Below are 23213 nucleotides of genomic sequence, written 5' to 3'. Positions count from 1 at the left end.
CCGATCAGCGACGACGGCGGGGGCCGACATGAGCGAAGACACCCCGGGACGGGCCGACACCGCGAGGGGCCCGGCAGTCCCTGTGGCCGCCGACCGAGTAGCGACGGGCCGGCCGCCGGTCGACGTCCTCGCGATCCGCGAGACCATCCTCATGGTCACGGACCATCGCGCGGCGCTGCCGTCGTCGCTGCACATCCACGCCTTGACCGGGCGTCTGTGCGAGCACATCGGGGTGCTTCTCGGCGAGCTGGCCGAGCGGGACAGCGGCGAGTTCGACCAGCGCGTCATCATGCGCGAGGCCGAGAGTGGCTATGACGTTGTTCAACGGCCCCACGATGTCGGCCTGAAGTGGCCCCGGTTGGTGGGTCGTGCGGGTGCATTGAGGGGTTGTGACGGGGCGAAGTGGCCCCACCTTGGCTCTTGCGGTGAGACGTTCTCGGTGGTCTCCGGCTGGGGCGGTGCTGTGGATGTCTTTGTCCAAGCAAGAGTTGTTTGACCGGATCCGGCGGGATAGTTGGCAGCGGCAGCTGTCGGTCCGGGCGCTGTCGAGAAAGTACGGGGTGCATCGTCGGCTGGTGCGGGAGGCGCTGGCGTCGCCGGTGCCGGTCCCGCGGCGACGCCCGGTTCGGACCTCGCCGAGGATGGAGCCGTACAAGAAGACGGTGGATTCCTGGCTGCGGGCGGATCTGGAGGCGCCGCGCAAGCAGCGGCACACGGTCCGGCGGATCGTCGCGCGGATCGAGGAGGAGTTCGGGGAGGCGATCCCGTATCCGACAGTGCGGGACTTCGTCGCTGCGCGGCGCAAGGAGATCGCGGCGGCGGTGGGGGCGCCGGTGGAGGCGTTCATCACCCGGCACAACGCGCTCGGGGCGGATGCCGAGGTGGACTTCGGCGAGGTCTGGGTGGACCTGGCCGGCCAGCGGGTGAAGTGCTATCTGTTCGCGTTCCGGCTGGCCTATTCGGGCAGGGCGGTGCACCGAATCTCCCGCTCCTGCGGACAGCAGGCGTTCTTCGAGGGGCATGTGCATGCGCTGCACACGCTGGGCGGCGTGCCGGCCGGGCAGGTGCGCTTCGACAACCTCACCCCGGCAGTCAAGCGGGTGGTCTTCCAGAGCCGCTCACGGGAGGAGAACCCGCGCTGGACGGCCTTCCACGAGTTCTACGGGTTCACCCCGTTCTACTGCGAGCCGGGACTGCGCGGCGCGCACGAGAAGGGCGGCGTGGAGGGGCAGGTGGGGTACTTCCGCCGCAACTACCTCACTCCCGTCCCGCAGGTGGACAGCCTGGAAGACCTCAACACCGCCGTCGCCCGGTTCGAGGCGAAGGAGGACGAGCGGCGGATCGGGGCACGGATCCGCACCATCGGCCAGGATTTCGCTCGCGAGGCGCCGCACCTGCTGCCGCTGCCGGACGACCGGTTCACCACCGGCATCACCCTCACGCCCCGGGTCGACCGCTACGGCATGGTCACGGTGAAGATGTGCCGGTACTCCGTCCCGGTCCGCTTCATCGACCGCAAGGTCACCGTCACCCTGACCAGCGACGAGCTGACCGTCTACGACGGGCGGAGCGAGATCGCCCGCCACCGGCGGCTCGCCGGCCGCGGCGCCGAGCACCTGGTGCTGGACCACTATCTGGAGGCGCTGCTACTCAAGCCCGGGGCTCTGGAGCGCGCGGAAGCGCTGCAGCAGGCGAGGGCCGAGGGCACCTTCACGGGCGTGCACGAGGCGTTTTGGGCCGCGGCGAAGAAGGCGCTCGGCGAGGTCGATGGGACCAGAGCGCTGGTGAAGGTGCTGTTGCTGCACCGGCATCAGCGGCACGCGGACGTGGTGGCCGGGATCCGCGCGGCGCTGGCGGCCGGCACCTTCCACGAGGACGTCATCGCGCTGGAGGCCCGCAAGGCCGCCCAGGCCGCCGGCCGGGCGCCGACCGTCACCGCTGACGTCACCGTCCCGCAGCCCGTCGCCCTGCCCGAAACCCCGGTCACCCCGCTGACCGCCCGCCGCCTGGCCCATGCCCTGCCCGCAGACCGCCGGCCCCCGCCCCGCCTGGAGCAGTGGGACGAGCTGTTACACCTCCGCCGGAAGGAATCACCATGACCACGGCCCACCACAGCCTGACCTCACAGGCATCCGACGCGGCGATCGACGCCGCCTGCCGCATGCTGCGGCTGCCCACCATGCGCGCCCAGGCCGGCGATGTCATCGCCCGGGCCGAACGCGAGGGCCTGTCCTACGCCGGCTTCCTGGCCGAACTGCTGATGGCCGAGTGCGAGGACCGCGACCGGCGCCGCGCCGAGCGGCGCATCCGCGCGGCTCGCTTCCCGCGCGAGAAGTCCCTGCGCGAGTTCGACTACAGCGTCAACCCCAACGTCGACCCGGCCGTCATCAACAACCTCGCCAGCTGCGAGTGGATCGCCAAGGGCCACCCGATGTGTCTGATCGGCGACTCCGGCACCGGAAAGTCGCACCTGCTGATCGCGCTGGGCACCGCGGCCGCCATGGCCGGCTACCGCGTCCGCTACACCACCGCCGCCGCCCTGGTCAACGAGCTCGTCGAAGCCGCCGACGACAAGCAGCTGGGCAAGACCATCGCCCGCTACGGCCGCGTTGACCTGCTCGAAATCGACGAACTCGGCTACCTCGAACTCGACCGCCGCGGAGCGGAAATGCTCTTCCAGGTTTTGACGGAAAGAGAGGAAAAGAACAGCATCGCCATCGCCTCCAACGAAGCCTTCACCGGCTGGAGCCGCACCTTCACCGACCCCCGGCTCTGCGCGGCGATCGTCGACCGGCTCACCTTCAACGCCACCCTCATCGAGACCGGCACCGAGTCCTACCGCCTTGCACGCACCAAAGCGAACCGGACGGACGGAGCGAAGTAGGCCGCCCGTCCGGCCGTGGCTGGATCAAGAACTCAGATGCTCATGCAGCATCTTCCATCCGTCATCCCGCCGCACGATGACATTGGTGCCCCGCCCCTGCCCCGAGCGGGGCTCACCACCGATCACACCATCCCAGGCAAACCGATAGCGGCACACGGCGACATCGGGCGTGAGCACCGGCCACTCCAGGTCGCGGACCTGGTAGACCTCGTCGAGGATCGTCGCGAATGTCTTCTCGATCGCGGACCGGATCTCCCCGATGCCCCGATACGCGCCGTCCGAGAACCAGTACACGGCGTCCGCGGCAATGAACGGCACCACACGCTCGATGTCGTGGCTGTTGTTGGCCCGTTCGTAGTCGCCCATGAACGACGTGAGCTCGGATTCCAGCGACCCATCATCCATCACGACGGCCATCATGCCAACGATCACGCCCGGCCGCCGCCACCCCGGGGATCCTCGCCGCCAAGGTGGGGCCAGCGGAAGCCAACCCCCGGGGCCACTTGAAGCCGTCCGAACACCACAGGATCTTCACCAACCGGGGCCGCTTGAAGCCGTCATCCCGGGGCCGTTTCACAACGTCATAGCCACCGAGAGCCTGATCCGTACGGAACCGCCGACGGGGTGGGGACGCCGCGAGCGCTGGACCCACGTCGGGATCCTGGCCGCGTCGTGCACGGGCCTGCTGCGCTGCTGGACCGAGGCGCAGGTTGCCGCCGTACGCGGGCAGGGTGTGCGCGGTGAGTGCCGAGCCTGATGGGGATCTTTGAAAACGACCAGCGTCGCTCTTCGCCTCACTTCGTTGTTGCTTGAACGGTGTGAGGAAGGTGGGGAGCAAGGATCGTGAGTGGGCCCCGCCGACCGTCAGGTCTGCGGGGCCCGGTGATCATGGACCTCAACTGTGGGTCAATTGATCAGCCTGCACTTCGAACTCGATGCGTCCGTCGAGTGACTGCAGTCCCCAGGGGGCGACGGAGATCTTGACCGTGTCCGCGGTGCCCGAGCCGTTGCCGCTGGTGAGGATGTTGCAGAGGATTGCCACCTCGACGGGATAGCTGGAGTCGGGGTGCAGGTCCTCACCGCTGAAGACGGGCCACTTGTCGATGAAGGTCCATTGCTGGTGGTGGGCGTCGGTGAAGCGGACTTCGACCAGGCCGGGCTGGGGTTCGTTATCGACCCATCAGACCGCTTCGCAACGCAGGAAGACCATGGGCAGACTCTGCCATTACGGCCTGCGGTCGGCAGCCGGATTTCTCGGCTGCCGACCGGTCGACGGTGCTCTCATGGAGCCCTGCGGAGCCGGACGACATCGGGAATGCCGGTGGGAACCGACGGCCGGGGCTTCCGGTGTCGCGAGCAGGGCGGCGATGGTGACGGGCTGCTGGGGACGCGGCATCGCTCACCCCGCCGTGTTGAACGTGCCGTTCGCCGCGATGCTCATGGAATCCGGGGCTACGCTCCCGGAGCATGGCCGACGACCACGGCCGTGACCTGACCCCCGATGCCTCTCTCCGGGGCAGCCCGCGGTTGCGCCCGAATCCGTCGCAGGGTCAGGCGGTACGGGCCTCGGCGACCAGACGCTCGACGTGCCGCAGGGTGACCTGCAGCTCGGCGGCGAGCGCGGTCATGTCCGTGCCGGTGGGCTTGGGTTGCTCCTCGAGGAACGCCGCGATGCGTGCGCGGCGGGATTCGGCGAGGAGGTGGCGGCGGTCGTGGGAGAGGTCGCGGGGTTTCTTGTCGGCGCTGCCTTTGGGGCGGCCGCCGGCTCCTGGGTGGCGTTCGCGGCCGTCGAGCCAGGTGAGGGCGGTCCGGCGGTGGAAGTGCGGGGCGCCGGCGGGTTCGTCGTCGGGTGTGGGGCCGGTGCCGATGGAGAGGTAGCTGCGCCAGGTCGCGAGGGTGGGGCGTTGGTCGGGGGGCATGGCCTCCCATGCCTCGACTACGTCGAGGAGGTCGTCGGCGTGGTCCTCGTCGGGGATCTGGGGGAGTTGTGCGTCGGCGCGTAGGAGGGCTTTCAGGCGTTCCAGGTCGTAGATGCGGGTGCGGGCGTCGGGGCGGGAGATGAGTGCGGGTGTCAGGTCCTTCCATGCCTTCTTGTTGCGGAAGGTCCGTACGGACTTCCAGCCCATCATGTTCGCGGCCTGGGCGTCGTCGGCCCAGGTGCGGCCGGCGCGGATCACTGCTGCCTCCTGCGGGTTCGGGCGACGCTCAAAATCTACCAATGTTCGAGCAGGTCACGCGGTGCCGTCGGCCGTGCGCTCGGGTGGGCGATGCGCGTCCGCCGGCCAGCCGACTGGGGTGAGTGGCGACCCCGAGCGCGACTTCGTGCGCGGGGGAGTGGGGCGGGTGTGCCGTCGGCTGCTCATGCTGGCGGTGCACCCGCCTGCGCGCTTGAGGTGATGGACTTCGGAGTGTCGTCGGCCCCGCACGAATGGGTGAACGTGTGGGGCGGCCGACCGTGGTGGTCGGCCGCCCTTGGGGTGTGAGCTGGGTCAGTTGCTCTCGTTGCGGCGGTCGCGTTGGCGGGGCAGGGGGCGGGGGCGGTTTTCGGGGCTGGTGCGTGGGCGCGGGAGTTTGGGGATGACGCGTTCGTTGTCGGAGGTCATGGCGGGGTGTCCCTTCGGGGCGTCGTGGCTCGGGGTCCGGTGGGGGAGTGGGGCCAACCGCTCCCATCCGCCGGGGGTCAGAAGTACGTGGGCTCGCCTTCGGCGTCGGTGAACAGGCAGTCCGTGCCGTAGCCGTCGTCTCCGGTCGCGAACAGTGCCGTCTGTCTGGCCTTGGGCTCCGGGCTGAAGTCGGCGGCGGTCATCGCCGTCCACTGCGGGGCGGCGTCGGTGTCCGGTTCGGGGGCGCATCCCTCGCAGTCATCGACCATGCAGCCGTGCGCGCGGGCGTACTCGGCGTGTGCGGACAGTCCGGCGGTCACCCAGTCGTCGCCCCCGGTGAACTGGGGGCGGGCCTGGGTCCAGTGGTCGTGGATCCAGTCGACGGCCGGGCGGGTGTGTCGGTGGGAGATGCCGAATTGGCGGATGTGGTCGATCCAGCTCGCGCGTACGGCGTCGTAGGCGCGGCGGGAGTGGTCGTACCCGGTCGCGGGGTCGATGTCGTCGACGGCTACGCCGGACTCAAGGCACAGCGCTGTGCGGGCGTCGGCCATGGATGTCTGGCGGTCGGCCTCGTGCGCCGGGTCGTCGTGGGTCGTGCGGGCGTAGTGCATGAGGAGGTGGGTGGGTTTGCGGATCATGTGCGGGCTCGCTCTCGTGGTTCGGGCCCGGGAGAGCGGCGGGGCCAGCCACCGCTCCCCCGGGGGTGCGGGATCAGTTCAGGTACGGCAGGGGGTCGAGCGTCCGGCCCTGCTCCTGCTCGGCGTCCGTCCAGCGGCGGATGGCGGGGCGTCCGGCGCGGTGTTCCATTTCGTCGTACAGGGCGATGACGACGGGGGCGGAGGTGTCGGGGTGTTCGTCGTCGTCCTCGGCGGCGGCCTGCTGCCACAGGGCGCACAGTGCGGGGAGGTCGTGGGGGCGGAGTGCTTCGCGTACGGCGTCGACGGCGGCGGATTCGCGGGCGGGGCAGCCGGTGGGGCATTCGTCGCCGGGGTCGGCGTCGCACTGGTGGCAGGGGTCGGTGGTGTCGACGGGGGTGACGTTGAGGGCCTGGGCGTGGAGGTCGTCGAGGGAGGGGGTTTGGGGTGCGGGCTGCCAGCGCATTGCCTCGGTGCTGACGGTGTAGTCGGGGCAGGGGGCGCCGGGGGAGTGGTGGGTCATGGGTGGTGGTGCCTTTCGTGCTGGGTGGTTCGCGGGCCGGGGGAGTGGGGCCAACCACTTCCCCGGCTGCCTGGGTGTCGCGGGGTTTTCCCGGTGTCGCTGGGGGCCGGTAGTCTGGTGGTCTGCGGCATGCCTTCTTTCGTTGGCTGGTCGTGGTTCGAAGAACGGCGGCCGGGCCAGCCCCCTCGCGGGGGTCCGCACTTGTGGCGGACGGCCGCCGTTCTGCGTACCGGCCGGGGGTCAGTCCGCCGGTTCTGCGGTGATCGTCTGCTCGATCTCGGAGAGGGTGTATCCCTCGGCGGCGAGCAGCCGCAGCCACTCGCGGGCCTCATCGTTCGGCCCGCGCCATACGTGGTCGGTCATCACCTCGTGCTCGACGGCGGCGGCCACCATGGCCAGCAGGGGCCGCCACCACTTCGCCTTGGCGCCGCGCTGGATCAGCTTCCTGAACGGGGATGCCACGCGCCGCCACCCGGTGTCGGCGTTGGGGTCCGGTACGGCCAGGAACTGCGCCGTGAGCTCGGTCCGCCGCTTGTGCGCATAGCGGCCGAAGGTGTCTCCCGCGCCGGTGATCGTGTCCAGTACGTACACGCGCATCGCGTCGCTGATGTCCTTGCGCTTGCCGAGGTCGTCGCGGATGAAGTCCTGCCGTACGGTGCGGGCGGCCCGGACGGCCTTGTTGCACGCGATGGTGTGGCGGCGCTTGTCGGCTTCGGCGGCGCGGCGCTCGGCCTCGCCGGGGTCGGCGGTGCCGGTGTCCGGGTTGGCCAGCCGGTGGGCCTTCTCCCGCCAGCTGGCGCACAGGTGGACGACCGACAGGTCGTCGGGGTCGACGGCGGCGGCGTGGCCGGAGCATGACGCCCGGTGGCCCTCGACGCTGATCGGTGACCCGAGTTCGGTCCGCAGGTCCTGGAGCGGCCGGGCGGTGGTCTGCGACCAGTCCCGGAAGTGGCGTACGCGGGTGATGCCTGCGGCGTCCAGCTCGGCCTCGACGGCGTCGCGGCGTTCGCGATGGGCCTTGGCGTCCTTGAGCTCCTGGAGGGCGTGGGCCCAGTGCCCGCGTCCGGTGCCCTCGGCGGTGTCGCGCTCCTTGGCCCGGGTGAGCCGTTCGTACGCGTCGGGCAGGTCGCCGACGTCGGCCGCGTCGGCGGCCTCGACCAGGTCGAACTCCCGGCCCAGCGCGTTACGTAGGTCCTCGTCGGTGAGCTTCGCGGCCCGGTTGGCGGCCTTGACCTCGGCGGTGCTGTAGCCCAGGGCGCGGCCGTGCTCGGCGCGCCGGTGGTCGCTGATGTCCATCAGGGCGAGCTGTTCGAGGGCGTCGAGGTCGTCGCGTACGTGGGCGGCGGCCCGGTGCTTGTTCTCGATCATCGACGCAACCAGGGCGGCGTCGTCGGCTCCGGCCAGATCGTCGCGGATCAGGCAGGGCAGCAGCCGTACGGGCCTGCCCGCCTTCGCGGCATGCTCGGCGGCAATCAGGGCGGCGTTGCGGCGGCGCTGGCCCCAGACGACGCCGTACGTGGTGCCGTCGGCCTGCGGGCGGACCAGCACCGGGGTCAGGACGCCCACGGCTTCGACGCTGGCGATCAGGTCGGCGTCAGGCCGGGTGGTGTCGGCACCGTCGCGCTGCTTGCGGTGGTTGAAGGGGTCGATGACGAGGGTGGCCGGGTCCAGGTACTCCAGCCGTCCGACGTTGTGGGCCATCGACTCGGCGGAGGCCGTCGCGGGGGCGGTGGTCTTCTTCGCCGGGGGCTTCGGGGCGGTCTTCTTCACCGGGATTGTCTTGCGGGTGGTGGTCTTCCTCGTGGTGGTGCTCACGGTGGTGCCTCTCGTACGACGATCGGATGGTTCGAGGCCGGCTCGGGGGCGGGGCCAACCGCCCCGGCGGCCGGGTAGGTGCGGGATTCCGGTGTGGGCGGGGCGGGGTCCTGTCCGCCCCGCCCACCAGAGCATTAGTCCTCGTCGGGGAGCATCACGGTGATGACGAGTTCGCCGGTGTCGCCGAGTCCGGCAACGGCGGCCAGGTAGGTCCGGCGGGCGCTGCGGGCGCGTCCTTCGCGGGGTACGCGGTAGAGCTCGACGGGGACGCGGTCGGCGTGGACTCCGGCCCGGCGTACGGCGAACCGAGTCAGGTACAGCACGTCCCACAGCCGCCCGGTCTCGTCCTGGACGGTGCCCTTGCGCTCGTTGTCGGCGTCGTCCCAGGCCACGCAGTCGGCCCAGGCGGCGGCAGTGAGCGCGACGGGGGCGAGGAGTCCGGCTTCCCGGCACAGAGCGGGGTCGGCCTCGATCAGGACGCCGTCGCGCAGTGCGTCGGCGCGGGTGTACGTGTCGATGACGGGGCCGAAGATCGATGTGGGGTTGGTGGGCTCGGGGGTCCAGCGCATCGCGTCGGGGCCGGTGGCGGGGTCGTCGTGGGTGGTTTCGCTGGTCTGCTTGTCCATCGCGGGGTTCCTTCTCGTACTCGTCTGCGCATGGGCTTGGTTCGGTTCACCGGCGGGCGGGGCGGGGCCAACCGCCCCGCCCGCCGGGGCGTTCAGAGGGTGTCGACGTTGTTGAGCGGGTCGATGTGTCCGGAGAAAACGGCGACCGGGGTGAACACCTCCATCGCGAGATCCAGGGGGTTGGTGTGCAGCGGGTCCGCGTCGGGGGCAGGCTGCAGTTCGGGGATGTGCGGGCGGTACTCGTCGGCGGCGGCCAGCAGCCCGGCCAGGACGGCGGCGAGCCATTCGACGGCATCGATACGGACCGCGACGGGGTTGCGGTGGCCGTGGGGGTCGAACCAGTCGTAGACGACGGTGAACGGCTGCAGCGGCTCGGTGTTCTGGTCCTCGGGGCGGGTGAACACGATCACGGGGTGGCGCCTTTCGTGCGGGTTCCGGGTCAGCTCTGGGCGGCGGGGGCCGGGGCGTACGCGTCGCTGTCGAGGAGGGACAGCTGGGTGAAGTCGGCCGGGGGCGCGATACGCAGGACGGCGCCGCGCACGGTGGCGGCGGTGATCGTGCGGGGGAGCTGGGCGGCGGCCGTCTTGGGGTCCTTGACCTCGCGCCAGGCGGCGTAGAGGACGGTGTCCCGGCGGCCCCGGGCGGTGGCCAGTTCGGCGCGGAGGGCCTGGTAGCTGGCCTCGATGTCGCAGGCTTTGGCCATCGTGTCGTCGGTGAGCTGCATTCCGGTCTCTTCTCTTTCGTGCTGTGTCTGTGGTTCGGGCCGGGGGAGCGGGGCCAACCACTCCGTCCGACTAAGAGAACTCTACAGAAATAGAGGTCAACAACGAGGGAGAAAAGGGCGTTTCACCTGCGGTTTTTCAGGTTCTCAGAGGTGACGCCAAGACAGGCGTTCGACAATCTGGAGCGGAGTGCTCCCGCACCAATAGGCGCTGCCGAGCGGGGTGGTTCCCTCGTCGGGCGGGCAAGCTTCAGCTCTGCTGCGGGTTCTCGGGGGTGTCCAGCGCACGCTTTTCGCGCTGGACACCCCCGAGGTTCCGTGGCAGCCTCCGGTGCCCGTCCGGCGAGGGGGCCGCGCCGCGCCCCACCGCCCGACCACGCTGGGACCGGCGGCCGTACGACCGGCCCCGCCCCTCGGAGGAAGGGCCCGCCGGAGGCATCTGCTCTTTGCGGCCGGACCGCACCGGGTGCGGGCTGGCTGCGGGACGGCACGGGTCTGGGGCCGGTCCTACGTCAGGTTGTTCATGACGAGCGCAGCGCCCTGGTGACGACGGCGTAATTCCCCAGGTACAGCGCCGGGATTCGCATGAGGAATTGTCTGGCGCCGCAGACGGGGACTTACGCCGTACGCGTTCTTCCGGCTGCAGGAGGCCGGGTGCCGCCACTGCGCGAACCATCGCTCAGTGAAGGCGACGGTGAGCGGTAGGCGCGCTGGTCAGCCGAGTGCCTGCCCGCACCGGTCCTCGCGAGCAGCCTCGGCCTCCACCCCAACACCGCAGTTCGTCGAGCAGGGTTCGCCAAGGCCTCCTGGGCCGACTACCTCGCCGCCCGCGCCCACGGGATGCAGAGGCATTCGGGCAAGGATGTCCAGGACGGAGTCCCCCGTCTCCCTTCAAGCAGAAACACGCAGGACAACTGCCACTGACTCCGAGACCATCAGCCAATGACCACAGAACCGCATCTGCTGTCCCTCCGCATCGTCGTGCCACCGCTGGGAAGCCGACACGGCGCCGTGGAATGCCGACCGATCATCAACGGACGAGACATCCTGGCCGACGTATTCGACGAGGGGCCGGCAGATGACCCTAGGTATCTGTTGGGGCAGCATGCGCCGCTTCACGCGACAGACATGTCCCGCGAGGTTCGGCTTGCCGAGGCCGAGTGCACGGAAGGATGTTGCGGCGCTGTCTACGTGACCATCAGGCGCGAAGGGCAGCACGTGGTCTGGAGCGGCTGGCGCAACCCGGATGAAGACGATGTCGACCTCCCAGAGCTTCGATTCGACGTCAATCAGTACGACGCGGAGGTCCGCCGAGCCTCGACCGACCACAGTTGGGAGTGGCCGGCCCGAACAGTCGCCCGGCTTCTTGAAGAACGGCTCCGGGAGCGTGTCGGCTGGCTGACGACCTGGGAATGCGAACTGGGAGCCGTCTCAGCTTGGCACGGGGAACCTGACCAGATCAGCGTCTTCCTGTTCCATCCCGGCCGCTCCGCGATCAGAGAAGACCGTCCCTGGCTTCAGTTCAGGATGACCCTTCCGGTCTCCGGAGACGACCCGGGCGACCAAGCAAAGCGCCTTGAGGCTTGTCTCACGGCCGAAGACCCCCGCGAGATCGCCGAGGTTTGCGGCGGCTCGAAGGAGTTTGCAGATCAGCTCGGCTACCCCTGGCCAGATCCCCGACGTCGAGCAGGGAGAGCGGCTGAGGCGAGGAATACGACACGCCAGCAATAAGTGGTCTCCGCCAGTAAACGACCAGGTGATGGGGCTGGGCGGGGTGGTCGTGCTGGCACGCTGCGCGACTCGCTGTTCATCCTGGACGCCATCCACGCCCGCGACGGCGGCCCGAAGCTGGAGACCGTCATCACGGACCCCGCGTCGTACTCTGACATCGTCTTCGACCTGTTCGCGACCTGCGGCTACCAGTTCTCGCCGAGGATCGCTGACATCTCCGACGCCCGGCCGTGGCGGACGAACACCGCCGCTGGCGCCGGGCCTGCGGCAGCTGCGCGACCCGTACAGCGACGACGAGACCAACAACGACGAGGACGGGTAGCCGCGGGCCCCATACAAGTCAAATGCGGTCCGGCCGGAGGCATCTCCTATGCCTCCGGCCGGACCGCCCTGTTCTCGCCCGGGATCGGTGCGAATGCGGGAAGGCCGTGGTTCTCTGGACGACGCAGGGCATGCCCATCCCTGTGCGCGGAGCCGTCGGGGCGGGGCACCGTCGTGACCCATTTGGCGCTCGTGGTGTGTCGGCGGCCGGTGAAGCGCCCGCGCTCGCCGAGGTCCTGGACGAGGATCCGGTCGTTCGACAGGGCCCGCACGACCCGGGCGAGCTTCCCGCCCCGCATCCGCGCGATGCCGCCGGTCTCGATGAATCGCCCCTTGCTGTCACGTGGGTGCAGGGCGGGGTTCCACGGCCGGCGCGTACGGAGCGCGGTGGCGGCCTTGGCCTCAAGGCCTCGGGTACGGTCGGGCGACTCTGCGCGCGGCGGGACGATTCAGCATGGCGCGGACCATGCACAGCGCCGACCGATAACGTCGCGCTGTCAAGGCCCGACTAATTGGGTGCCTGCTCGGCGTCGGCGGGCGTAGCGTCCCGCCATGACCTTTGCGTATGGGGCGAACGAGAAGACCGCCAGACGGGTACGGGCGATCGTCCCGAAGCTGATCGACGGCGCCACCACGGCAATGCTCGTAAAGGAGCGGTCGTCGACCAACTTGGCTCCTGGCGTGTTCCCGGTCCTCGCCGGCTGGTGGCGGTTCTCGAATCGGACCGCGGCCGCCATGCTGTCCCTCTACGAGGACGGCTACACGGTCGAGGCGGCGCCGCTGATGCGCAACCTGATCGGGCACGCGTACGCGCTGAACTGGCTGGTCGACAACGGCGAGGCTGGCTACCGCGCGCTCGTCCACGAGTCGTACGAGTCCCGGCGCAGGCTCCGGGAGAACATGGAGAAGGTGAACTGGCACGTACCCGATGATCTGGATATCGGGGAGCCGCCAGACCTGACGCCGTTGACCGACCTGGAACGCAAGCGGCACGGCACGCTACGCGGCCAGTTGAGCAACTTCGACAACATGGTCCAGGCGTACGGAACGCCAGACATGTATCCGGTCTACCGGAACCTGTCGTCGTACTCCCACACCACCGACATGACGGCAGCGGCGTTCGTAAAGGACGTCGAGGGCAACAAGGTCACGGTGTACGAGTCGTCCCACAAGGATCGGTTAACAGACCTGTGCTGGATGCCGGTCCCGCTGCTGCAGGCGGCGCTAGTAATGAGTCCGCTGATCAAGGGCAACCCGATGAGAAAGCTGATCAGGGAGGCGTGCAGGGACCTCGGGCTGCCCGATGACCTGCTGCCCAAGCGGGTGTGAGTAAGCCGTCGGCCGGAGGTCCGATCGACCGCGAGACACACGCGATGGTGGCCCCGCCCCCGCACGTACGGGAACGCTGCGGGGCCACCTGGCGCAGGTATCAGGTCCGCTGCGGAGCAAACTGACGGGCGAACCACGGGGCGAGCAGCGGGGCGAGGGCGCCCGCGAACTCGTACTGCCTGCTGGCGATGGCGACCGTGAACAGGACGATGATGATGATCGTGGGCATCTGGACGGGCGGCATCTCAGGCCGGAGCTGGCCGGGCGGGAAGCCCGACACCTTTCCGGGCACGAGCCGCGTTCCGGTAGGGTAGTTGCTATACATGCTGAGGAGCCTCTCTCCTATGGGGCTGATCCTCGGCGAGGTAGCGAGGGAGTGCCTCACAGCCAACGCTTTTGCCGGGCATGGCTGTTGAGGCCCCCTCCGACATCGCTAGTCGTCAAGGTCTACGACCAGAAGCATAGCGCCCCTCAGACCCTCCTTCCGGCCTATCGAACCACAACATGTTGTGGTGTCGCGTTGCAACTAACACCATATCTAGTGGTCGAGTTGAGGAATCCGCTTCGCGTGTGACGGGAACCCAGGAGCTGAAGTCGGCGCTTGTACGCGGCATGACAGCCACCGGATTGGATGGACCTTCACGTCTGCTCACCCCTCGTCGGTGGCATAGCGCAACCGGCACCGGCAGTTGATCGTGAGCGTGATCGGCGCGAACGGGTCGCCCGGATAGCGAAGGCTGGCACCGTCGACGGTGTACGGGGGGTTCCCACGGGCAGGGTTGTGCCGTGCAGCGCGGCGTGCGCGGGCCTGACCCGGCCGGCACCGGGAAGACCACCGCTATCACCCAGCTCGGCCTCGCTCACGAGCTGCTGGACCGGGCACGTCATCCCGGTGTGAGCGACCACATCCCGGTCGTCTACATCACCGTCCCACCCGCCGCGACCGCCCGGATGGTGGCGGTGGAGTTCGCCCGGTTCCTGGGCCTGCCGGTCCGCACCCGCATGAACATCACCGACATCCTGGACTCCGTCTGCGGCGTGTTGACGGACACGCGGGTGGGTCTGGTCCTGGTCGACGAACTACACAACATCTCGATCGCGACCCGGTCCGGCGCGGAGGTCGCCGACACGCTGAAGTACTTCTCGGAGCGCATCCCGGCGACCTTCGTCTATGCGGGGATCAACGTCGAGAGCGAAGGGCTGTTCAACGGCACCCGTGGACAGCAGATCGCCGGGCATTTCACTCTCGTCCCCACCTCCCGCTGCCCTACAACGCCGAGTGGCAGGGGCTGGTCGCGACTCTGGAGAACTCCCTTCGGCTGCAGGCACACCAGCCCGGCAGCCTCACCGAGTTGGACCGTTATCTCCACGACCGCGGCCTGATCGGCTCACTGTCCCATCTGATCCGCGGCGCCGCCCTCGACGCGATCCTGACCGGCAGCGAGAAGATCACGCGGAATGGGCTTTCCGCGGTCCCGCTTGACCACAGCTCCGAATCCAGCTGATCCTCCGAACCAGGAACAGAACGGTCGTATCCCCGGCATCGGCTGCTGGCCGCGCCTTGCCAAGGCGCGGCCAGCAGCCCAAAGACTCGCGGAACTAATAGTGCTGTAGCCACCACACGCCGGCCGCTACTGCGGCACTGCCCGCTGCAGTAGCGGCACCACGAATCAGTGCGAACAGGGCCACCCGCGCAAACCGTTGGGTCATCTTTGTCGTCCACATTCCGTCTGCTCTCCTTTGCGTCGTCGGACCGTCCGAGCGGTGCGCCGAGAGCATCACCTCCGGCTCCGGGGCCCTGGACGTAGAGAAGCCAGTCCTGGACAACTCCGGATGAGGTCATCTGGCTTTGACCGAGATGCAATGCTGTTGGACAGTTGTGGACGGTCTTGGACGGAGGACGGGCATGGGTCGGCCGGGGGTACTGCAGAAGCCGGAACTGCCAGACGCGCAACACAGGAAACTCAACGATGCCCTGCACCGCCTGCACCTGCTGGCCGGCAGGCCGAGTCTCGCGGTCATGGCCCGCGAGCTACGAGACGCAGACATCTCGAAAAGTACGATCCACAATGCTTTCAGCAGCTCACGCTTCCCGAAGTGGGAAGTCGTGGACGCCCTGATCGAAATCCTCGCCTCCAGGGCGCCAGGTCTGACACCTGAGCAGCAGCTGCGACCCATCTACGACTGCTGGGTACAGGCCGCTGAGGCTGATGGGCTCCCAATCGCTCAGCCCCTCCGGAGATTGGTCCTGCTTGCCGACATTGTGCAGTTCAGCAGGCACGACGACATGAAACAGGCTGATCTACGACGTCGCCTTTACGATTTCGTCGACCGCTTGATGGCCACCGCCGAGGTCGATGCAGGGCAGAGGCACCGTGCCGACCGTGGTGACTCAGTTATGGAGCTGATCGATAACAGCACTGCGCTGGCCCCGATCCTGCGCGCCCTGCTGGGACAGGCTCCTGTCTACCTCCGCGACGAAAACCGGAGGTGGCATGGCACCCGCCCTGCTACGCGGCTGCGCATCGTGCTCGCTACCGCGCACGTGACGATCGACAACCACAACAGCTGGATCGGCGCCGAGCTCAACGCCGCTTGCCGACTCCTTGACGGTCAAGCTCTACGAGACGCAATGCGTAAGAGCGATGACGATGTGGCGTTGTGCCTTTCTGATCCCGCATACCAGGAGGCGGTTCAGACGAACCGGGGCGGTGTCTCACCTGCCGACTTCAGGACCTCGTTCGAGCAGGTGGCCGTAGAGACCAAGAATGGTTCCGTGCCCGCCTGGCTCGCCAAATTCCTGTGACCGCCTGGGCTCCCGCCCTGCATCGCCTTGGCTGATCAAGCCGCGCGATCTCGCAGGCCGCCCGGTCGAGCATCTGGACCGGGCTCTTGCCGACGCGGCCATCCCCCTTCCCAGGATTGGCGCAACTTCCACCGACGTGAATAACTGGCCCTGGGTGAGATTTATGCTGAAGATCCAAACAGGACTCTGCGGGCTACGCCCAAAGAACTAGGCGGTTGCCAGGCGTCGTTCGACGCGGACTCGAGCTGCACTGTGGTCAGCCCGGCCGTCAGCGTCCCGGGGATATCTGCGCCACGGCTGACGGTCGAGCGTGGTGACGACAAGAGCCGTCTGCCCTTCATGCACATGGACTCCCGTCCGCATACCCGCCTTCGGAGCCCGCATCCAGGCTTCCTCCTTCTTCCACCAGTGGTACTGCTCGATCTCGACGGCATACCGACGCGCCCGCGCAGCCAGACGCCCGTAGCTCCCGAGAACCTTCGCGGCCGCGAGCAGAGAGCCCTGCCGGGGCCGGTAGTACGGAGTGCCGGCCCGCCTGACGGCCAGCTCACCGCGGGCAGCGTGCTGGTCGGCCCCCCGATGGCGTGGAACGCGACCGCCCCGGCCGATACTGCAGCGCTCTCCGGAGCCTGCCTCACAGGTCGGGCATTCGTGATGGACTGTCAGGACCGCCCGAGTGACAACCATCAGCCCCTGCATCCGGGCCAGGTGCTTCTGGACGGTCCGCGGTTCGTAGCCGGTCTTGGCACACATCTCGGAGACACTCAGCGGACGACCGTGCTCGAGCAACTGCTGATAGATCCGTCCGGCATGATGTCCTAGACCCCCACCGTGGGTGGCGTTACGCCGTCCGTACGCAAAGGCATCGGCCTGGCCTGCGGAAAGCCGAGCCCGGAGGCGCGAGACCAGGGCATCCCGGCGCTCCTGGGTGGGGGGCGGGTTTCCTTGTGTCCCACCCTGTGCAACGGGGGTGTAGCCGGGGTGATCGGCGGTGATCGGGAGCAGTTCGTACGTACCTGCAGGCCCCTCCGAGCCCCGGGCGGACAGCCACCCGTCGAGCCCGAGTCGCTGCTGAGCCCGGTGCATCCCTGAGCGGCTCCCGCCGGTGGCGATGGCCGCGCGGCGCAGGTCGAGGTCGAGGACGGTGGTGCCGGAGCGCAGGGCGAGGAGGCAGAGGAGGTCCAGCAGGGCGCGGTCGCCGGGGCCGGCCTGGGTCGCCCAGCGTTCCGGCGTCGCGTCGGCGGCGGCCTGGATCTGGTTGACCAAGTCGACGACGGAGGCGAGATTCTCGGCCCAGACGAGGGATTCGGGCTGTGAGGGCAACCTTGAAGCATACGACACGCAGCGGCGCCAATTTCTCTCCAACTTTTCCGTGGTATCCGCTGGATGAAGGTTGACGCGCAGGGGCCCAATGCCCGGACTCGTACACAAATGCAGCAATCCGCCCTCGCGGTAGGCGCGGGTGTCCAGCAGCCGTTTGACCATCGGCAGCGTCCAGCGGCGCAGCGCGAGCCTGGTCAGCAGTGAACCACAGGCCTCGCTCACCTGGTCCGCGGGCGGGCGGCGTGTCAGCAGGCCCATGGTGTCGCGGTCGAGCAGGGTGCGGGCGGTGCCGGCCAGCCGCGGTCCCAGCTCGTCGTCCAGGACCTCGGCGAACTCGTCCACGCCCACGATCCGCGGGCGTACGCGCTCCGGGGTCGGTACGGCGTCGATGACGAGCAGCAGTCGCGTGAACGCCTCGGAGTCGTTGCCGCAGGTCCGGGGCGTCAGGCGGGCGGCGGCGGTGGGGGGGTCGGCAGGGTGGAGGAGTTCGCTGCGGTGGCCGTTGCGGTGCGGGGCGCCGATGGGGCGGGCGGCGCCCGTACGGCTCTTGAGCAGGCCGTGGTCGAGGGTCGGGAGGCGCCGGGCGGCCTCGTCGGCGATGGCGTGGACGAGGACGGAGTCGAGCAGGGTGGCGGCGGCGACCCAGACGTGGCGGCCCTCGGCGGAGCCGGAGGCGGCCACGACGTAGCTCAGGCCTGCCTCGTCCAGCCAGCGCAGGAGGGTGGCGAGGTCGGGGCCGACGTCGCCGCGTTTGGCGTCGAGGTCGAAGCAGAGCCAGCGGTAGCGGCCCCATTTGGAGGACAGGTATACGGCGTACGGGCGTGCGGGCGGGAGCTCGGGGAGGTCGCGCTCCTGGTACTTGTGCAGCCATTCGCCGGCGCGGTTGCGGGTGTCCACCCGAATGGCCAGGCGTGGCGAGAGCTGCAGGAACAACCGGGCCAGCCCGTCGGACGCACTGAGTGTCCGAGGTGTTACGGCCTGTGTCCGTTGCTGGGTAATAGGGGGTGAGGGGCGGCCCGGGGTCAACTCCGGTGCTCGGTTGGACACACCGGAAGCAGGCAGGGCTGTCCCATCACCCCAGCCATCGGTTACGATGAAAACGCTCCTGGGGGTTCTTGGGAGAACGCGAGGGCCTCACGGCGGCTTGGTAACCCGACGTGACTCACTCGCTCGCTGCAGATATGTGGGTTCTCAGACTTGGCCTGGGAAGCGATTAGCTGAGACCCATCCGGACGTGTAGTGCCCTGGCTGTTGGTGTGGCCGGGGCCTTTTTAACGTCCGGAGACTGTTGTCATCCGGCCTTAGGCAGCTCCTCCTGTGGGTTCAGCTCGTCGGCCCATACGGGGCGGCCGTTCTCGTCGACTTCCATGCGCCTGACGAGCTCGTTGATGAGACCCGCGAACGACAGGCCGGCGCGCTCTGCCGCGGTGATGGCCTTGACGGCCTGTTGCTCCCGCACCACCACACCTGTACGCCACGGGCCGGTTGACGGGTCGTAAGACGTGCGGCGGTGTGCCTGCGGCTTGCCGCGCTCGCGTCCGTGTCGTCTTCCAGCCATGAGGGTGATCCTGTCACAAACGCAGCAGTACTCACTACAAACTCGCGGCGTGTCTGTCCTTTTTCGTGCCCGAATGGGTGATCATGAGTTGCGTGGGGGGCTGAAAAAGCGTCAGCCGGGGTGGTGAGGCCGGGGATCTGCATCGTCACCACCCTGAAGTGGGCTTCGCGGTCGAGGTACTCGGGCGGGTGATGGTACGAACGCGGTGTCCGTCGGAACCGCTGACAGCGGTGCCAGGTCAACCCGACCGTGTCCCGCTACAGCCATACAAGTCGGCGGTTCATCCGCGGGTGCTCCGGAAGCTGCGGACGCCCGCACGCTGCGTGTCCTCCGTCATGGCGGGGGCAACTCCATGTGCCGGATCAAGCCGGACGGCAGCGCCCGTTCCGTGTGGCGCGTGCTCGTCCGACTCTGCGGCGAGCCAGCACCGGGGCTGGGGCGGCTTTCCTCAGGGGGTGAGTTCGCTGAAAGGCAGGGGGCGGTGGCTTCCAGCGACGTTAATATGACGCATGGTCACGGGGGTGTTGGCGGAAGCTGACGGGTTCGAGCTGGTCGTCGACGACCGACGGGTCGGATCACGTCGGATGTTGCAGAGCGCTGACGTGGATCTGCTCGACGCCGTGGCCGCCCAGTACGTGGACGCCGTGCGCAGCGGTTCCGTGGAGCAGGCGCTGCTCGCGGTGGGGCGTGAGCTGTACCGGTGGCTGGACGGTGAGCTGGGGGAGCTGACCCGGCTGCGCGACGAGGCGCAGGGGCCGCTGGTCTTCGAGGTGCGGGCGCCCACGCGGCCGTCCGCGGCGGAGTGGGCGCTGCTGCGCGCCCCATTCGAGCTGCTGGCCGCGCCGGGAGAGGGGTTCATGGCTCGGGAGCTGTCGTCGTTCGCTGTGGCGCGTCGCATGGGGCGTCCTGGTACGGCGCCGGATCTGGGCGGGTTCCGGCTCGGGGTGGCGTTTATGGCGTCGGCGCCGCGGGGGCAGCACGAGCTGGACTTCGAGGCCGAGGAGATGGCCGTCCTGCGGGCTGCCGGGGGGACGAGTCTGGACCTGGTGGTCGAGGATTCCGGTAACCCCGAGCACCTCGGGCGGCGACTGTCGGAGCTGGGCGGGATGCCGGTGGTGCACCTGTCCTGCCACGGACTGCACAACTGGCGTGAGAAGCCCGACGCAGCCCCCACCCCGGTACTGCTCATGGAGGACGATCTCGGCGAAGGGCGTCCGACGACCACGCGCGAGCTGCTGACGCTGCTGACGCCACGTCCGAAGCTCGCGTTCGTGTCCGCCTGCCTGACCGCGACCGGTGCGGATGTGGCGGGGCATCTGCCCGCCGGGGCCGGCCACCGCGGCGGTGCGGAGGCCGCGGCCGGGGTTCCGGTGGCGCACTCGCTGGCGACAGGGCTGGTGGCGGCCGGGGTTCCGGCGGTGATCGGCTGGGACGGATCGGTCAGCGACCGGGCCTCCACCCTGTTCGCCGAGCACCTCTACGAGCAGCTCAGCCGCCGCGTCGGCCTGGCCGAGGCCGTCGCCGACGCCCGCCACCAGCTCCTGTCCTGCCCCGAGGAACGGTTGCGGGCGGACTGGCATCTGGCGCGGCTGTGGCTGGGACCGGGCGGCGGAGGACCGCTGGTTGCCGGGACCCGCAAACGGCAGATGGTGCCGGCGCACCACGTGACCCGCACGTTCCTGGACCGCAAGCACCAACTGCCGGTCTCATCTGCGGAGATGTTCGTCGGTCGCCGTCCGGAGATGCAGCGGGCGCTGCGGGCCCTGCGGGGTGGGGAACGAGGCGGGGTGCTGCTCCACGGGCAGGGTCGGCTGGGCAAGTCGAGCCTGGCCGCACGGATCGCCGACCGCCACCCGCACCTGGCCGTCGCGGTTGTCTTCGGCGACTACTCCGCGGGGGCAGTCCTCGACGCCGTCGCCGACGCCGTCGCCGCAAATCCGGACGCCCGTGCCCTCATCGAGGGCCGGCGGGCCGAGGTCCGCGAGCAGCCCGAGCGCCTCGGAGCGCTACTGACGGACCTGCTGGCCGGACCGTGCGCTCAGGGAGTCGACGAAGTACGCAAGCCGCTCCTGCTGATCATCGACGATCTGGAGCAGATCCTGGTCGCCGACCACGATGGTCCGCACCGGCTCGATCCGAGGTTCGCCGGGGTCGTCGCCAATGTGTTGGCGGCGTGCGATCCGGCCCTGACGGACAGCCGTCTGCTCGTCACCAGCCGGTTCACGTTCACCCTCGGCGGGCTGGAGAGGACACTGGAGCCGGTCCAGTTGCAGCCGCTGTCGGAGGCGGCCCGGCTCAAACTGCAGCGCCGGCAGGCGGCGCTCGCCCCGGCCGGCTACGCCGCCGAGCGGGCCGATCTGGCTAGGCGGGCGCTGGAGGTCAGCCGCGGCAACCCCGGACTGCAGGACCTGATCGGGCTGCGCCTCGTCTACAGCGACGAGATCGACCAGGCGCGCGCCGAGGCGGCCGTGACCGACATGGAGGCGTACCTGCGCCAGGGGGACCTCCCCGCCGACAACGCCGACGTGAGCAGCTTTCTGGAGAACCTGGCCCTCGACACCCTCCTGGAACAGGCCGGCCCCGCCAACCGCGCACTTCTACGAGCCTGCACGCTGTTCACCATCCCGGTCCCGCAGCCGGTAGTCGACACCCTTGCCGAGGAGGTCGGCGGCGCGGCGTCCCGCCTGTGTGGCCTCGGCCTCCTCGACACCTTCCCTGACCAGCGCCGCCCCGACCGCCCGGCGCTGGCGGTCAATGCCCTGGCCTCAGGTCGCCTGCGCCCGCTCAGCGATGACGAGCGGACCGTGCTGGCCGCCCTCACCGTTGAACCGCTCTATGCCCAGTGGGGCGGCGCGACACCCCAACCCGCCCGCGACAGCGACCTGGACCTCCAGCTGACCCAACTTGCCCTCGCCGCCGACAACCCGGCCATCACCGCCCACTGCGCCACGGAAGCCGTAACCGCCCTACGTCAGGGACCGGCCGCCACGGCCGCCGAACTGGGCGACCAAGCGATAACCCTCCTTGACCGCCACCACCACGAGATCCCCCTCTCCCTGCTGCGTGCCGTCACCGACGCGGCTGTGACCAGCGGCGATGGAGAGCACGCCGATACCCTCCTGGACCGCGCCATCCAGCAGACGAACACCGAGCAGACTGCTCCGACCGACCGCGCCGCACTCCTCTATGACCACGCCATCCGCCTAATCACCCGCGGCGAGACCGACCAGGCCGAAAGCCTGCTCAACCAGGCGCACCAGTTTTTCACCGATGCCGGCGACACCCGCTCCGCGGCGATCACCTGGGGGCAGATCGCCGACATCCTCCAGCAACGGGGCGAGACCGACGAAGCCCTACGGATCCGCCGGGAGGTCGAACTACCGGTGTACGAACGGATCGGCGACACCCGCTCCGCAGCGGTCACCTGGGGGCAGATCGCCGACATCCTCCAGCAACGGGGCGAGACCGACGAAGCCCTACGGATCCACCGGGAGGTCACCCTGCCGGTGTACGAACGGATCGGCGACACCCGCGAGGCCGCGGTCACCTGGGGGCAGATCGCCGACATCCTCCAGCAACGGGGCGAGACCGACGAAGCCCTACGGATCCGCCGGGAGGTCGAACTACCGGTGTACGAGCGGATCGGCGACACCCGCTCCGCAGCGGTCACCTGGGGGCAGATCGCCGACATCCTCCAGCAACGGGGCGAGACCGACGAAGCCCTACGGATCCGCCGGGAGGTCACCCTGCCGGTGTACGAACGGATCGGCGACACCCGCGAGGCCGCGGTCACCTGGGGGCAGATCGCCGACATCCTCCAGCAACGGGGCGAGACCGACGAAGCCCTACGGATCCGCCGGGAGGTCGAACTACCGGTGTACGAGCGGATCGGCGACACCCGCTCCGCAGCGGTCACCTGGGGGAAGATCGCCGACATCCTCCAGCAACGGGGCGAGACCGACGAAGCCCTACGGATCCACCGGGAGGTCACCCTGCCGGTGTACGAGCGGATCGGCGACACCCGCTCCGCAGCGGTCACCTGGGGGCAGATCGCCGACATCCTCCAGCAACGGGGCGAGACCGACGAAGCCCTACGGATCCGCCGGGAGGTCACCCTGCCGGTGTACGAACGGATCGGCGACACCCGCGAGGCCGCGGTCACCTGGGGGCAGATCGCCGACATCCTCCAGCAACGGGGCGAGACCGACGAAGCCCTACGGATCCGCCGGGAGGTCACCCTGCCGGTGTACGAACGGATCGGCGACACCCGCGAGGCCGCGGTCACCTGGGGGCAGATCGCCGACATCCTCCAGCAACGGGGCGAGACCGACGAAGCCC

General features: G+C 69.2%; 21 protein-coding genes. 9 read left to right on the top strand and 12 right to left on the bottom strand.

What is annotated here, in order from left to right; all coding sequences use genetic code 11:
- The first annotated feature begins 28 nt into the window (after positions 1 to 28).
- Genes SRB5_RS26590 through istB form a run of 3 tightly spaced genes read left to right on the top strand, consistent with a single transcriptional unit; the run spans position 29 to position 2884 of the window.
- The gene (locus SRB5_RS26590; RefSeq protein WP_153455975.1) at positions 29 to 496 is read left to right on the top strand and encodes a hypothetical protein; all 468 of its coding nucleotides are present in this window, start codon (positions 29 to 31) and stop codon (positions 494 to 496) included.
- Positions 468 to 2099, top strand: a complete 1632-nt coding sequence (gene istA / locus SRB5_RS26585; protein ID WP_153455974.1) for an IS21 family transposase — start codon at positions 468 to 470, stop codon at positions 2097 to 2099. Before SRB5_RS26590 ends, istA begins: the two co-directional genes overlap by 29 nt.
- Entirely contained in the window at positions 2096 to 2884 is a 789-nt protein-coding gene (gene istB, locus SRB5_RS26580) for an IS21-like element helper ATPase IstB (RefSeq protein ID WP_153455973.1), read from the top strand. The genes istA and istB overlap by 4 nt, the downstream gene beginning before the upstream one ends.
- A gap of 24 nt (positions 2885 to 2908) precedes the next feature.
- On the opposite strand, the gene SRB5_RS26575 is transcribed toward istB, so the two are convergent.
- The 9 genes from SRB5_RS26575 to SRB5_RS26535 all read right to left on the bottom strand — a co-directional run bounded on the left by SRB5_RS26575 (position 2909) and on the right by SRB5_RS26535 (position 9810).
- Positions 2909 to 3316 (bottom strand): YybH family protein, encoded by a 408-nt coding sequence (locus SRB5_RS26575; protein WP_323378515.1) that lies wholly within the window; start codon positions 3314 to 3316, stop codon positions 2909 to 2911.
- Between the two features lie 463 nt (positions 3317 to 3779).
- Positions 3780 to 3926 (bottom strand): hypothetical protein, encoded by a 147-nt coding sequence (locus tag SRB5_RS26570; protein ID WP_153455972.1) that lies wholly within the window; start codon positions 3924 to 3926, stop codon positions 3780 to 3782.
- Positions 3927 to 4434: 508 nt separating this feature from the next.
- Positions 4435 to 5061, bottom strand: coding sequence for a hypothetical protein (locus SRB5_RS26565; protein WP_153455971.1), 627 nt, complete (start codon positions 5059 to 5061; stop codon positions 4435 to 4437).
- Positions 5062 to 5564: 503 nt separating this feature from the next.
- Positions 5565 to 6125 (bottom strand): hypothetical protein, encoded by a 561-nt coding sequence (locus SRB5_RS26560; RefSeq protein WP_153455970.1) that lies wholly within the window; start codon positions 6123 to 6125, stop codon positions 5565 to 5567.
- A 73-nt stretch (positions 6126 to 6198) separates the two neighbouring features.
- On the bottom strand, positions 6199 to 6645 hold the full coding sequence (locus SRB5_RS26555; RefSeq protein WP_153455969.1) for a hypothetical protein: 447 nt from the start codon (positions 6643 to 6645) through the stop codon (positions 6199 to 6201).
- A gap of 240 nt (positions 6646 to 6885) precedes the next feature.
- Complete coding sequence (locus SRB5_RS26550) at positions 6886 to 8460, bottom strand: ParB/RepB/Spo0J family partition protein (protein ID WP_323378514.1); 1575 nt, start codon at positions 8458 to 8460, stop codon at positions 6886 to 6888.
- A gap of 134 nt (positions 8461 to 8594) precedes the next feature.
- On the bottom strand, positions 8595 to 9086 hold the full coding sequence (locus SRB5_RS26545; protein ID WP_228390466.1) for a DUF6573 family protein: 492 nt from the start codon (positions 9084 to 9086) through the stop codon (positions 8595 to 8597).
- A 92-nt stretch (positions 9087 to 9178) separates the two neighbouring features.
- Positions 9179 to 9496, bottom strand: coding sequence for a hypothetical protein (locus SRB5_RS26540; protein ID WP_153455968.1), 318 nt, complete (start codon positions 9494 to 9496; stop codon positions 9179 to 9181).
- Between the two features lie 29 nt (positions 9497 to 9525).
- Positions 9526 to 9810, bottom strand: coding sequence for a hypothetical protein (locus SRB5_RS26535; RefSeq protein ID WP_153455967.1), 285 nt, complete (start codon positions 9808 to 9810; stop codon positions 9526 to 9528).
- 939 nt (positions 9811 to 10749) lie between these two features.
- Between SRB5_RS26535 and SRB5_RS26530 the strand changes: the two genes are divergently transcribed.
- From SRB5_RS26530 to SRB5_RS26520, 3 genes are read left to right on the top strand one after another with little or no spacing between them, the layout of a single operon-like run.
- Positions 10750 to 11538: a hypothetical protein gene (locus SRB5_RS26530; protein ID WP_153455966.1), complete on the top strand. Its 789-nt coding sequence runs from the start codon at positions 10750 to 10752 to the stop codon at positions 11536 to 11538.
- Complete coding sequence (locus SRB5_RS37780; protein ID WP_153455965.1) at positions 11539 to 12402, top strand: Tn3 family transposase; 864 nt, start codon at positions 11539 to 11541, stop codon at positions 12400 to 12402. It begins immediately after the preceding gene.
- Positions 12403 to 12411: 9 nt separating this feature from the next.
- Positions 12412 to 13188 carry a DUF5677 domain-containing protein gene (locus SRB5_RS26520; RefSeq protein ID WP_153455964.1) on the top strand — a complete coding sequence of 259 codons (777 nt, stop codon included), beginning with the start codon at positions 12412 to 12414 and terminating at the stop codon, positions 13186 to 13188.
- A 100-nt stretch (positions 13189 to 13288) separates the two neighbouring features.
- Here the strand turns inward: SRB5_RS26520 and SRB5_RS37230 are convergent, their stop codons facing one another.
- Complete coding sequence (locus tag SRB5_RS37230) at positions 13289 to 13417, bottom strand: hypothetical protein (protein ID WP_267132615.1); 129 nt, start codon at positions 13415 to 13417, stop codon at positions 13289 to 13291.
- 557 nt (positions 13418 to 13974) lie between these two features.
- Here SRB5_RS37230 and SRB5_RS26515 point away from each other — a divergent pair.
- Both SRB5_RS26515 and SRB5_RS26510 read left to right on the top strand, forming a co-directional pair.
- Positions 13975 to 14571 carry a TniB family NTP-binding protein gene (locus SRB5_RS26515; RefSeq protein ID WP_456114917.1) on the top strand — a complete coding sequence of 199 codons (597 nt, stop codon included), beginning with the start codon at positions 13975 to 13977 and terminating at the stop codon, positions 14569 to 14571.
- A 523-nt stretch (positions 14572 to 15094) separates the two neighbouring features.
- Entirely contained in the window at positions 15095 to 15994 is a 900-nt protein-coding gene (locus SRB5_RS26510) for a hypothetical protein (protein ID WP_153455963.1), read from the top strand.
- A gap of 207 nt (positions 15995 to 16201) precedes the next feature.
- On the opposite strand, the gene SRB5_RS26505 is transcribed toward SRB5_RS26510, so the two are convergent.
- Together SRB5_RS26505 and SRB5_RS26500 are read right to left on the bottom strand one after the other, a co-directional pair.
- On the bottom strand, positions 16202 to 18214 hold the full coding sequence (locus SRB5_RS26505) for a zinc finger domain-containing protein (protein WP_153455962.1): 2013 nt from the start codon (positions 18212 to 18214) through the stop codon (positions 16202 to 16204).
- Between the two features lie 394 nt (positions 18215 to 18608).
- Complete coding sequence (locus tag SRB5_RS26500) at positions 18609 to 18875, bottom strand: hypothetical protein (RefSeq protein WP_153455961.1); 267 nt, start codon at positions 18873 to 18875, stop codon at positions 18609 to 18611.
- Between the two features lie 584 nt (positions 18876 to 19459).
- Here SRB5_RS26500 and SRB5_RS26495 point away from each other — a divergent pair.
- Positions 19460 to 23213: CHAT domain-containing protein (locus tag SRB5_RS26495; protein ID WP_228390464.1), on the top strand; the 3754-nt coding region annotated here is incomplete at its 3' end.

The organism is Streptomyces smaragdinus (assembly GCF_009604385.1).
Classification (GTDB): domain Bacteria; phylum Actinomycetota; class Actinomycetes; order Streptomycetales; family Streptomycetaceae; genus Streptomyces; species Streptomyces smaragdinus.
Note: the sequence above shows the minus strand (reverse complement) of the source record. Positions and strands in the feature narration are given on the sequence as shown.